Annotated in this window: 12 protein-coding genes; 6 read left to right on the top strand and 6 right to left on the bottom strand. The window is 36.9% G+C overall.

Going from position 1 to position 12,567, the window contains the following annotated elements; translation table 11 throughout:
• Positions 1–45 precede the first annotated feature (45 nt).
• Positions 46–606: a peptide-methionine (S)-S-oxide reductase MsrA gene (msrA, locus tag ACEYOS_RS06165; protein WP_373707347.1), complete on the top strand. Its 561-nt coding sequence runs from the start codon at positions 46–48 to the stop codon at positions 604–606.
• 26 nt (positions 607–632) lie between these two features.
• On the opposite strand, the gene ACEYOS_RS06160 is transcribed toward msrA, so the two are convergent.
• The 6 genes from ACEYOS_RS06160 to ACEYOS_RS06135 all read right to left on the bottom strand — a co-directional run bounded on the left by ACEYOS_RS06160 (position 633) and on the right by ACEYOS_RS06135 (position 6,987).
• The gene (locus ACEYOS_RS06160) at positions 633–1,193 is read right to left on the bottom strand and encodes a DUF3267 domain-containing protein (RefSeq protein ID WP_373707346.1); all 561 of its coding nucleotides are present in this window, start codon (positions 1,191–1,193) and stop codon (positions 633–635) included.
• 116 nt (positions 1,194–1,309) lie between these two features.
• Positions 1,310–3,448: a S46 family peptidase gene (locus ACEYOS_RS06155; RefSeq protein WP_373707345.1), complete on the bottom strand. Its 2,139-nt coding sequence runs from the start codon at positions 3,446–3,448 to the stop codon at positions 1,310–1,312.
• Between the two features lie 109 nt (positions 3,449–3,557).
• Positions 3,558–4,907, bottom strand: a complete 1,350-nt coding sequence (locus tag ACEYOS_RS06150) for a T9SS type A sorting domain-containing protein (protein WP_373707344.1) — start codon at positions 4,905–4,907, stop codon at positions 3,558–3,560.
• A 144-nt stretch (positions 4,908–5,051) separates the two neighbouring features.
• A complete protein-coding gene (locus tag ACEYOS_RS06145) occupies positions 5,052–5,519 on the bottom strand; it encodes a GNAT family N-acetyltransferase (protein WP_373707343.1) in 468 nt (155 codons plus the stop codon).
• Between the two features lie 25 nt (positions 5,520–5,544).
• A complete protein-coding gene (gene yihA / locus ACEYOS_RS06140) occupies positions 5,545–6,162 on the bottom strand; it encodes a ribosome biogenesis GTP-binding protein YihA/YsxC (protein ID WP_373707342.1) in 618 nt (205 codons plus the stop codon).
• Between the two features lie 60 nt (positions 6,163–6,222).
• The gene (locus ACEYOS_RS06135) at positions 6,223–6,987 is read right to left on the bottom strand and encodes an alpha/beta fold hydrolase (RefSeq protein WP_373707341.1); all 765 of its coding nucleotides are present in this window, start codon (positions 6,985–6,987) and stop codon (positions 6,223–6,225) included.
• Positions 6,988–7,234: 247 nt separating this feature from the next.
• On the opposite strand from ACEYOS_RS06135, the gene mraZ reads away from it, so the two are divergent.
• The 5 genes from mraZ to ACEYOS_RS06110 all read left to right on the top strand — a co-directional run bounded on the left by mraZ (position 7,235) and on the right by ACEYOS_RS06110 (position 12,565).
• Positions 7,235–7,705 carry a division/cell wall cluster transcriptional repressor MraZ gene (gene mraZ / locus ACEYOS_RS06130; protein ID WP_373707340.1) on the top strand — a complete coding sequence of 157 codons (471 nt, stop codon included), beginning with the start codon at positions 7,235–7,237 and terminating at the stop codon, positions 7,703–7,705.
• Positions 7,706–7,748: 43 nt separating this feature from the next.
• Positions 7,749–8,642 (top strand): 16S rRNA (cytosine(1402)-N(4))-methyltransferase RsmH, encoded by an 894-nt coding sequence (gene rsmH / locus ACEYOS_RS06125; RefSeq protein ID WP_373707339.1) that lies wholly within the window; start codon positions 7,749–7,751, stop codon positions 8,640–8,642.
• Positions 8,643–8,710: 68 nt separating this feature from the next.
• The gene (locus ACEYOS_RS06120) at positions 8,711–9,076 is read left to right on the top strand and encodes an FtsL-like putative cell division protein (RefSeq protein ID WP_373707338.1); all 366 of its coding nucleotides are present in this window, start codon (positions 8,711–8,713) and stop codon (positions 9,074–9,076) included.
• Positions 9,060–11,051: a penicillin-binding transpeptidase domain-containing protein gene (locus ACEYOS_RS06115; protein ID WP_373707337.1), complete on the top strand. Its 1,992-nt coding sequence runs from the start codon at positions 9,060–9,062 to the stop codon at positions 11,049–11,051. Before ACEYOS_RS06120 ends, ACEYOS_RS06115 begins: the two co-directional genes overlap by 17 nt.
• Before the next feature lie 53 nt (positions 11,052–11,104).
• Entirely contained in the window at positions 11,105–12,565 is a 1,461-nt protein-coding gene (locus ACEYOS_RS06110; RefSeq protein WP_373707336.1) for a UDP-N-acetylmuramoyl-L-alanyl-D-glutamate--2,6-diaminopimelate ligase, read from the top strand.
• Positions 12,566–12,567: the final 2 nt, after the last annotated feature.

Here is a 12,567-nt window from a genome sequence, read left to right as displayed (position 1 = left end):
AAATTGATCAATTTCAAGAGAGAAAACTTTAATTAAATATAAAAAATGGACAATCAAAATTTAGAATATATGACTTTCGGTGGCGGATGCTTTTGGTGCGTTGACAGCGTACTTGATCTATTGAAAGGCGTAGAATCGACGACGTCAGGATACGCCGGTGGACATAAAGACAATCCAACTTACGAGGAGGTTTGCACCGGAGAAACAGGTCACGCAGAAGTCGTACAAATGGCTTACGACCCCAAGATCATTTCTTACGAGCAGATGATGGACGTCTTTTATTTCTTACACGATCCGACGCAATTAAACAGACAGGGAAATGATATCGGAACTCAGTATCGCTCAGCTATTTTTTACAAAGATGAAGCTGAAAAAAAGAGAGCCGAAGAAGCGCTGAAACTTTCTGAAGCTTCTGGAAAATACAGTGGGAAATACGTAACTGAAATCACAAAACTGGAGAAATTCTGGCCTGCTGAACAATATCACCAAGGATATTTCGAGGCGAATCCTTCTCAGCCTTTCTGCAGCGCAGTTGTAGGACCGAAGGTTGCCAAATTCAAAAAACATTTTGGAGATTTGGGAATGCTCAGACCCGAAGTTAACTAACATAAAAGCGAAGATTTAACTTCGCTTTATTTTTTTCTAAAAATATAATAACCGGCTTCCGACGGATGATCCTGAACATAATCTTCAGGATTTTCTTTCTTAATAAGCAGGTAAATCATAAGATCTCCGGCTGCTGCGGCGGAAAATATAATTCCCAGTACTAGTAAAAATAAATTACCATTCATCAAACTGATAACCGCAGGAACAATTCCTAAGATAAGTAATGGAGCAAGCAAGGCAATGATGTAATGCTTGATTTTCAAAGGCTCTTTACAGTGACAGTAAGGCGTCAACGTCTTCCAGAGAATCCCAAACTTTATGGGCTTCATTCCTGTGGAAGCATACAGCGCAAAGAAAAACCCATGGATCAGTTCGTGAACGATAATTCCAACCAGCAATGCAAACAAAGGAGTCAACGCTTGTAGAATTAAATTTTCCGAGTCTAATTCTGGAATTTTAAAACCCCAGATCAAAAAATAAGGCACGGCGAAAATCACTAGAAAAAACACCAAATATTTCAAGGCATCAACATTTGCTTTCGCTAAGTCTATTGTTTTTTTCTCCTTAATAAAATCATCAAATTCCATGAATCACTTTAAGTATTTGTTATTACAATCTAATTATGAATAATATAAATCACTTTTAATAAAGATGAAAAAAGGCCGCTGAAAAACTTCAGCGGCCTTTACAATTCTTAATTGAATTATTTTACCAAAACCATTTCACTGATTAAGTGACCTGCATTTCCGTATTTTTCAATAGTCCAAAGAACCATTCTTACATCTACGTTAATTGTTTTCTGCAATTTCGGATCAAAAATAATATCACCGCTCAAAGCTTCGCTATTTCCGTCGAATGCTAATCCTAATAAGTTTCCGTCACCATCAAGAACTGGCGAACCAGAATTTCCTCCTGTGATGTCATTATCAGACAAGAAGTTGACAGGCATGAAGCCTTTTTTATCTTTGTATTGTCCGAAATCTTTTTTCTTAACTAAGTCAAGAAATCTTTGAGGCAATTCAAATTCCTCATCACCTTTTTTATGCTTCGCTACCATTCCGTTGATTTCGGTATAGTAATTATCCTTTTCTTTGATTCCAGCATAATTTCTATCTGTTCTCTCCGGAAGTGTCGTAATCTTACCCGTAGTCAATCTCATGGTAGAGTTTGCATCTGGATAAAACATTGTTTCTGGCTGAGATTTTCTAAGACCATCTAAAAAGATTCTGCTATTTTTAGCTAAAGCGTCATCAATTTTTGAATATTTCTCACCGCTCAATTTCTGATCTTCAACAAAAGCATTGGCCATTTTCATTAAAGGATCTGCATCAATTTTCAATCGGTCAGGATTGTTTACAAAATTCATTACAGATTCTTTGTTAGCAAAAATAGATGCGAACGCCATCGTTGAAAGATTTTTGGCATCTGCAGCAAGTAAGGTTGGAGACCCAACATCTTTACCCACTCTTTGCTGATAAAGCTGAACCATAGAATTCAACATTTCGCCTTCCAGTTTAACGTTTAATTTATCATATACTCTATCAATTTGGTCAGTTACTTTGGTTTTCATTGCAACTTTTCCTGCATCATCCTGATCAGCATACGTTTTCAAAACAGAACCTAATTGATAAGCAATCGGGATATATTTTGCATTTCTCTGCAATTGAGAAGAATAATTTCTTTCTTTATTTCGCTCAGAAGTCTGGCTGATATTCGATTTGATCTCTTGCAAGACCGCTCCGTACATTGCTTCGTTCTCTGGCAATAAAGCCCAGGTTTCAAATTTTCCTTCCAGTTTTCTCTTGTCAGCGATTGTTCCGTTCTTGTTCACGGCATCAATTGTTCCTTGTCTGTTTTTCCAGTAGTTGGCTACTGAAGCGTACTGTGAAGCATAATCAATCTTGGTAGCTTGATCTTTGTCCATGTATTTCTTCATCACATCCATCGCCATTTTTGAAGCTTCTACCCAAGCCGGATAATCCTTAGTAACCATTTGCTCAATTCCGTAAGAAGTTAAAAAACGGTTTGTTCTTCCTGGAAATCCTAAAATCATTGCAAAGTCTCCCGGTTTGTAACCTTTTAAAGAAATAGGAAGAGAATGCTTAGGTTTCATTGGAACGTTGCTTGGGGAATATTCTGCTGGATTACCATTGGCATCTGCGTATACTCTGAACACAGAAAAATCTACAGTATGTCTTGGCCATTCCCAGTTATCTGTATCGCCACCAAATTTCCCTAATGCGTTTGGAGGAGTACCTACCAATCTTACATCTTTAAAATCCTGATATACAAAATAGTAAAATTCATTTCCGTTATAGAAATCTCTTACTACGACCGTATATTTTCCGTTCTCTGAATTTTCAGCCTGGATCAATTTATATTCTGCACTGATGATGTCATTTCTTTCTTCAGCAAACATGTTGTTGTTCAGTTTGGCGTTGATTCTTTTAGAAACATCATCCATTCTCACCATAAATCTTACAGAAAGTCCTTTTGAAGGAAGTTCTTCACTTTTTTTCATTGCCCAGAAACCATTGGTTAAATGATCTTTTTCTGGAGTAGAAAGTGCTGCAATATTACCGTAACCACAGTGGTGGTTGGTGAATAACAAACCTTCTTTAGAAACCATTTCTGCCGTACAGCCGCCACCGAATTGTACGATCGCATCTTTTAAACTGGAATTGTTGACCGAGTAGATTTCTTCGGGTGTTAATTTTAAACCGTCTTTTTTAAGATCGACGCCGTTCAATCTTTTAATCATGCTTAAAAGCCACATTCCCTCATCTGCTTTCAATTGCAGGAAACTCAACATAAACGTGAGTAATAAAAAAATTCTTTTCATTTAATAATTTATTTAAGTTGCTAATTTAAGAAATTCATTTTACTTCTGTCATATCAAAAAAAAATGGATGAGAAAGTTCTCATCCATTCAATAGAAAATAATATGAAGATTATTTTTTCATTAATTTAGTATTCTCAACAGATCCATTTGTATAAAGAACCTGTACGATATAAGTTCCTTTTGCTAAAGAAGATACATTGATTTGTTTTGCTGGTTTTAAGCTCTGCACTCTTTTACCAGAAAGGTCGATAATAGTAATCGCTTGGATTTCTTGTTTAGCAGAAATATTTACAACGTCGCCCGCAGGGTTTGGATAAATTTGTAATCCGGCTTTTACTGCATTGTTTGAAACGCCTAAACTTAGATTACCATTGAATTTTAAAATTCCTTCCAGTCCTGAAGGTCCATCGCTAAACTGTCCTGCCCAACCTGTGGTAGCATTTAAAAAAGCAACTTTTCCTCTTTGCTGTCCAGCGTCGATTGCAGTCCAGGTTAATCCACCATCAGTAGAATATGATGATCCCATCCATTCAGGTTTTCCTGAATTAATACCTGTAGACACGTAGGTATTTGCTGTTCCGGGAACATAAGTGATATCACCAAAATACCAAGGTCCAGTTGGAGTTATTGGATCGAAAGTTGCACCACCATCAGATGTTGAATACAAAGCTGCCTGTGTAGTTAAAACGGCATCTGCACCGTCTACTGTAACTAGAAGACCATTTGTTCCATTCTTAAAGGCAAACGCGCCAGAAGAACCTGAAGTAATTACCCCACCAAAGTCTAACGCTGGACTATAACTTGCTGTCCAGGATGTTCCTCTATCGGTAGAACGTAAAATTTTCCCTAAACTCGTTCCAACCCAAATATTATCACCCACTACTTCTTTCAAACCTACGTAAGTAAAGTCATCGCCATTGTCAGGCGCTGGTGCTCCTGGAACCAATGTCCAAGAACTTCCACCATTGCTGGTTTTATACATTTCGAATTTCCCGTTTAAAGGATCTCCACTTGTCCAGCCATTGTTTGCATCCCAGAAATAAACATGGTTTGCAAATGATCCGGCAACATAACCAATAGTTTGCTGTGTCCATGTAGAACCGCCGTTGGTTGTTTTCCACATTCTATTTGCATTCGTTCCAGCTGCAAATGGTGCAGTTACAACCCAAGCCGTATTTGCATCAAGTGCATCAAGATCTGAAATTAAAGCATTTGATCCAGGACCATTAATTGTAGAAGCGGTCCAGCTTGTCCCACCGTTTGTTGTTCTGGAAACAATCTTCGGATAAGTGCCACCACCTGATCCGTCATAAGCAAATGTCCAAACTGTATTTGCATCCACTAAAGAAATCTCATCAACACCAAAATTTTCAGGAAAATTTGTAGCTTGATCCACCCATGTTTGCGCTTGAGACACCATTGAAACCAGTGCAAAACCCGTTAGTAAAATTTTTTTCATAATATTAAAAGTTAATTGATTTTTTGTAAAAGTATATAATTTACAAATGAAAACCAAAAATAATTGACACTTTTTTAATGAAACGAAGAAAACAATAGGGATCTAGTATTTGAAAGTTTGGAGTTTTTAAAGGAAATTGAGCGATTAATCAGCAGAGCATATTAACGACCTCAGCATTTCAGAATGAGGGATTTCATCCTCCAGATAACTTTTTCCTGTTGCGACAAAACCCAATTCAGTATAAAAGGATAGAAGATAATCTTGCGCGGATATTCTTATAGAATTTGTTCGAAATCTTGCCTCGACTGTAGCGATGGCAAATTTCATCAAGGTTTTTCCTAAATTGATATTTCGGTATTTTTGAGTAGTTAAAACTCTACCGATAGAACTTTCATCATATTTAATTCCTGGCTGAAATATTCTGCAATAAGCTGCAACATTACCATTATGTTCCGCCCATAGATGAACAGCTTTTGGATCATCACCATCAACTTCTGGATAAGGACAGTTTTGCTCTACCACAAAAACATCAATTCTTGCTTTTAGAACAGCGTGCAATTCGTGAGCTGACTGTTCATCAAAGGTTTTAATTTTCCAAATGAAATTTTCCATTTTTAAAAAAGATAAAGAAGGTGCGTTAGAATTTAACGTGATTGTGCATTAAGAATTCATTGGTCTTGGTAATAAAGTCCAGAATTCCCTCGCCCCCGGTTTTCTTCTCGGCAGAAGTAACATAGATTTCAGGTAGATCTTCCCATGTTTTCAAAAGTTCTGTTTTGTAATTTTCAACGTTTGCCGCAATGACAGTAGGCTTCAACTTATCTGCTTTGGTAAACACAATTGAAAAAGGAATACCGTTTTCACCACACCATTCAATAAATTCAATATCGATGGTTTGTGGTGTGTGGCGCGAATCAATTAAAATAAAAAGATTGACCAGGTTTTTTCTGTTGAGAATATAGTTGGTAATTAACTTTTCAAAATCGCGACGCATTGTTTTTGAAACTCTTGCATATCCGTAACCTGGTAAATCGGTTAGAGACCAACTTCCATTAATAACGAAATTATTGATCAATTGGGTTTTCCCAGGAGTTCCAGAAGTTTTCGCCAAATATTTATGATTCATCAAAGCATTGATCAATGATGATTTCCCAACATTTGATCTTCCTATAAATGCATATTCTGGCATCGTTGGTTCAGGACAATCCTGCCATTTATCACTGCTTTTTACAAATTCTGCTGTCTTGATAACCATAATCGGTGTCTTTTTAAAAATATAATTAAATGAAAAATGGAAGGTTAAACTTCCACTCCACTATTTTTTCTGTTTCTTCAGCCAAGAATATAAGAGATCATTAAATTCGGCTGGCTTTTCCATCATCGCTGCATGACCACAATTTTCAATCCAGAACAATTCTGAGTTAGGCAAAGATTTATGCATATCAACGGCTACTTCTGGAGGCGTTACATTATCCTGCTTTCCCCAAATCAAACAAACTGGAATGGTAATTTTAGGTAAATCATTCAACATATTATGTTTAATGGCGCTTCTCGCTAACATTACCGTTTTAATTCCTTTCATTCTATCATTCACCACCGCGAAAACTTCTTCCACCAATTCGTTGGTTGCCACTTTCGGATCAAAGAAAACCTCTTCTGTTTTCTTTCTGATATATTCTTTATCGCTTTTTCTTGGGAAACTGTCGCCAAAAGATTTTTCGTATAAACCGGAGCTACCGGTGAGACATAAATTCGTAACCAAATCAGGTCTTGCCAGTGTGAGAATTAAACCAACATGACCGCCCATAGAATTTCCTACGATCGTTGAAGGTCCACCAACTTTTTCCTCAATAAACTTTGCAACATATTTTGCAATGGTAGTAAGATTGGTGTTTAGGACTGGTAAATCATATATAGGAAGCACAGGAACAAAAACCTTAAATCCTTTTTCTGCAAAGTAATTAACGGTATCATCAAAATTACTTAAACCACCCATTAAACCATGCAATAAAATCACAGGGTTACCTTCTCCAGCTTCTATATAAGCGAACTTCTTGTCCTTTTTTGTTTTAAATATCATAAATAATACGCGATAAGCGTTTGCAAAAATACAAATTAAACGCCAAATGAAATTGATTCGGCATCTTTTATAAAATAAATTTAGGTTTTTTCAACCGAACTACCAACTTCTCTAGCTTAAAATTAAATTCAATTTTTAACTACTTTTTAATCAATACTTTAATATAAAATTCAAAACTTATTAACATTAAGTCAAAAAGTGGGAAAAAGTGGGAGCTTTTGGAAATTTTTATATAAATTTGTCCCAAATGAAGAATTTCATCGGGACATACGAATGCAGAATAGACGATAAAGGTCGGCTGAAACTCCCCTCATCTTTGGTAAAACAGATGGGAGATTTCGGCGATGAATCTTTTGTAGTTAAACGTGCTGTGTTTCAACCATGTCTGGAGGTTTACCCAATGCAAGCGTGGGAACAGTTGATGAGTAAACTCAATAGGCTCAACCGTTTCATCAAGAAAAATGCAGATTTCATTCGAATGTTTACGGCGGGCGTTAAGATCGTAGAACCTGATAATGCAGGACGATTACAAATATCGAAAGACCTTACGCTTTTTGCTCATCTTCGAAAAGAAGTGGTGATCACCAGCGCTGGAGAACTTTTTGAGATTTGGAATAAAGACGAATATGAGAAGGTTATCGCAACCTCCGAAGAGGATTTCGCGAAACTTGCTGAAGAAGTGATGGGTTCCATCAGCTTTGATGAAGAGGAATTATAGACCGTTCGAAGAAATTTAAAACAATATACTAGTACTAATAAAAATGTATCACAATCCTGTTTTGCTGAAGAAGAGTGTCGATGATTTGGTGACAAATCCAGACGGAATCTACATCGACTGTACTTTCGGAGGTGGCGGTCACTCTCGTGAAATACTGAGCAGACTTTCTGAAAAAGGAAAACTGTATGGTTTCGATCAAGATCTGGATGCACTGAAAAATAATATTGACGACCCAAGATTTACGCTTATCAATCAAAACTTTAGATTTTTAGAAAATGCGTTGATGATGTACGGAGTTTCTAAAGCTGATGGAGTCTTAGCTGATTTCGGAGTTTCTTCTCATCAGTTCGATGAAGCAGCACGTGGTTTTTCAACAAGAAGCAATGCGCCGTTAGATATGAGAATGAACGTGATGCAAATGTTGGATGCGAAAAAAGTCATCAATGAATATGAAGAAGATCATATCGCAGATATTTTGTTTCAATATGGTGAAATCAGAGAGTCAAGAAAATTAGCAAGAGAAATCGTTGCTCACAGAAAAGACAAACCAATTGAGACTACTGAAGATCTGAAAAAACTGTTCAGCTACATACCGCAGTTTAAGCAGAATAAAGTCTACGCGCAAATTTTTCAGGCGATTAGAATTGAGGTTAATCAGGAATTAGAAGTGATCAAAGAACTATTAGTTCAGGCACATCGAATCTTAAAACCAGGTGGACGATTGGTTGCCATTTCTTACCATTCTTTAGAAGACCGATTGGTCAAAAGATTTTTAAAAAATGGCATGTTTGAAGGCGAACCAGCAAGAGACATCTATGGAAATTACGCCAAGACATTTGACCTTTTACAAACAAAAGCAGTAGTTCCGGATGGTGAAGAAATAAAAGAAAACTCCCGAGCCAGAAGTGCAAAATTAAGAACAGGAATAAAATTATAAAGGACTGGTAATAAGCAATCAGCAATATAATTACCCATTGCTAATTATTTATTACTCATTTAGAATTTATGGCAAAAAGACCAGCAAACCGCCCACAAAAGAGACTTACTTTTATTGATATTATAAAAGGAAATTTCTTGAATCGTGATGAAGTAAAAATTCATTACCGGTATTTTGTGTTGGTGTTCTTTTTATTAATGATCATGATTTACAGCAACCACTTGGTGAGTACAAAAATCGAACATGTTAATGTTTTAAAAGAACAGACCGAAGAGTTTAAATCCAGAAATGCGTATGCTCAAAGCAGACTCATTAAAGTAAAATTAGAATCAGAATTAGGAAAAGAAATGGTACAGGATTCACTGCTATCATTAGAAAATCATCCACACAAAATATTGATAAAATTAGATAGTTTAGATGGCAGTACAAAATGAATTTGAAAAAAAACGCTCAAACACATTGAGATGGGGCTACCTTTTTACAGGGTTTGCCTTTATTTTGTTTGTGGTGTTTTTGGGTAGAATTCTGGTTTTACAAAACACCAATGTACAGGAAATAAAAGACGATTACATCAATAAAAATTACCGCGAAGCAACTTTAAAAGCCGCGAGAGGAAACCTTTATGCATCAGACGGTTCAATTTTAGCGACCACTGTAATGCGTTACGATGTTTATCTGGATTTTAAAATTATTAAAGACACCGTTTACTCTAACAATATTGGTGCTTTAACCGATTCATTATCTACCATGTTCGGAAAGCCTAGAAGCTATTTCAGAGACCGGTTTGATCAGCAGAAAAAAGCTAAAAACCAATATTACTCTTTGGTAAAAGGTCTTGACTTTGACGATTACGACCGTATTCGCCAGTTTCCGATTTTCAAAAAAGGAAAAAACAGAGGTGGATTTATCGTCGACAGAAACTACAAAAGAGAATTGGCAACCACTCAAATTGGAGCCGGAACCATCGGGATGGATAATGAAATCGCCAAATCTGGTCTGGAAGGAGCTTTTTCAAAATTTCTTACAGGAACTGATGGAACCCGACTCGAACAACGAGTTAACTCCAGCCAATGGAAACCTATCGATTACTGGAAAGTGAACGAACCTATCGATGGTCAGGATGTTTACACCACCATCGACTTAAGAATTCAGGATATTGCTCATTCAGCTTTAGAAAAGCAACTCGTTCATTTCGATGCTGATCACGGATCTGTAGTGGTAATGGAAGTTTCCACCGGAAAGGTAAAAGCGATGGTCAACTTAAGAAGAACAGAACCTGGATTATACGCGGATGCTTACAACTACGCTCTGAAAGATGCTACCGAACCTGGTTCCACCTTCAAAACCGTTTCACTGCTTGCTGCAATGGACGATGGATTTATTGATGAAAACACGACCGTAAATGTTGGGAATGGCGTTTGGACTTACGCTAAACAAAGAATTTCCGATGGTCACGGTGGCGGCACTTATGAAATCTCTGATGTACTGGCGAAATCAAGCAACGTAGGTTCAGCCAAGTTGATTACCAAATTTTATGCAGATAAGCCTCAAGTATTTTTAGATCATTTAAGACGTTGGAAAATGTTCGATAAAATGGATATTGAACTTCCGGGAATCACGAAACCTTACATCGTTACACCAGACGATAAAAGATGGAATGCCGCTACTTTAGCCTCTTTGGCTTACGGATATTCTTCCCGATTCAACCTTTTACAACTGACCACTTTTTACAATGGAATTGCTAACAACGGCGTAATGCTAAAACCGCTTTTCATTGAAAAGATTCTGAAAGACGGACGAACATTATACGAAGCAAAACCACAGGTGATGGTAAAGAAAATGGCTTCTCAGAAATCCATTACTTTAATGACAAATGCTCTGACAAAAGCAGTGGAGAAAGGAACGGCAAAGAGTATTTTCACACCGAATTTAAAAATGGCGGGAAAAACAGGAACAGCCAGATTTGAATATTGGAAACCGGGACCTGCAAAATATCAAGCTAGTTTTGCTGGCTTTTATCCTTCTGACAATCCGAAATATACTTGCATCGTAATGATTAACCAACCGGATAACTCCAAAGGTTTTTATGGTTCAACCGTTTCGGCACCAGTATTTAAAGAGATTGCCGGAAAAACATTTTTGAAAACTCCGCAAAACATTGAAGAATCGATGTTGGTTGACAAAAAAGTCGATTTAAGCAAAATGATTCACGCACCTGTGAAAATTGCGGTTAAACAGAATCAGATGCCTAACGTAACAGGCTTGATTGGTAAAAATATTATTCCACAATTGGAAAATCAAGGCTATCGCGTTGATTATAAAGGGGTAGGGAAAATAAAAGAACAGTTTCCTTTAGAAGGAACTATTATGAATAAAGACCAAAGAATCTATCTGCAATTGCAGAATTAATTGGAAACACAATTGGAGACTTGTCAAGACTTGTCCATACAGAAATGAGCAAAATGAATTTAGAACATATATTAAACAGAATCCCAGTCCTTGAAATTATCGGAAATAAAGACCGAATGATCTCAGAACTGATTTTCGACAGCCGCAGAGCAGTTGAAGACGCACTTTATGTTGCAGTAAAAGGAACTGTTTCTGATGGTCATGATTTTATCGCTTCTTCTATTGAAAAGGGAGCGACTATAATTGTTTGCGAGAATTTACCTATTAAAATATTAGAGGGAATCACTTATGTAAAAGTGAAAGATGCGACAAAAACTTTAGGACATCTTGCTTCTAATTTTTATGGAAATCCTTCTGATGAACTGAACCTCATCGGGATAACCGGAACGAACGGCAAGACTTCGACCACTACTCTTTTGTTTGATATTTTTAAAACTCTGGGTTTTAAATCAGCTTTAATTTCCACCGTAGAATATCGAATTGGTGACGAAGTTATTCCGTCAACACATACAACACCAGATGTTATCCGTTTGAATCAAATTTTAGCACAGGCCGTTGAAGCTGGGTGCGAATATGCTTTCATGGAAGTTTCTTCCCACGGAATTCATCAGCACAGAACGGAAGGTTTGCAATTTAAGGTCGCAGGCTTCACCAATATTACGCACGATCATTTAGATTATCATAAAACGTTTGAGGAATATCTCAAAACCAAAAAGAGATTCTTTGATGACTTGAATTCCGACGCCATCGCCATTACTAACGTTGATGATAAAAACGGAAACGTAATGCTTCAAAACACCAAAGCAAAGAAAAAAACCTACGCTTTGAAAACGATGGCAGATTTTCACGGTAAAATCATAGAAGTTGATTTTAACGGAATGCTGCTCAACTTTAATGGAAAAGAATTCTGGACGACCTTGACGGGGAAATTCAACGCATATAATTTACTTCTTGCTTACTCAGTTGCCGTAGAATGTGGCTTTCATGAAGACGATATTTTACCCGCAATGTCACAATTAACAAGAGTGAATGGACGATTTGAAACTTTAAAATCGGACGGTGGAATTTTCTTCGTGGTCGATTATGCTCATACGCCAGATGCTTTAGAAAATGTGCTTGATTCAATTAATGAGATCAGAACCAAAAACGAAAGATTAATTACTGTATTTGGTTGTGGCGGCGATAGAGACACTACAAAACGTCCCGAAATGGGAAAAATTGCCACCCGTAAATCAACATTAGCAATCATTACTTCTGATAATCCAAGGACGGAAAACCCTGGAGATATTATTAAAGAAATTGAAGCGGGTGTAGAACCACAAAACTTCAGCAAATACACTTCAATTCCAGACCGAAGAGAAGCGATTAAAATGGCCATTAAATTTGCTGAACCAAAAGACATCATTGTGGTAGCAGGCAAAGGACACGAAACGTATCAGGAAATTAATGGCGTGAAAAATCATTTTGATGATAAAGAAACCATTATTGAACTCGCGAGATTGATGTCAAAATAATT

The sequence above is a fragment of the Kaistella sp. genome, from assembly GCF_041824135.1.
Taxonomy (GTDB): domain Bacteria; phylum Bacteroidota; class Bacteroidia; order Flavobacteriales; family Weeksellaceae; genus Kaistella.
Note: the sequence above shows the minus strand (reverse complement) of the source record. Positions and strands in the feature narration are given on the sequence as shown.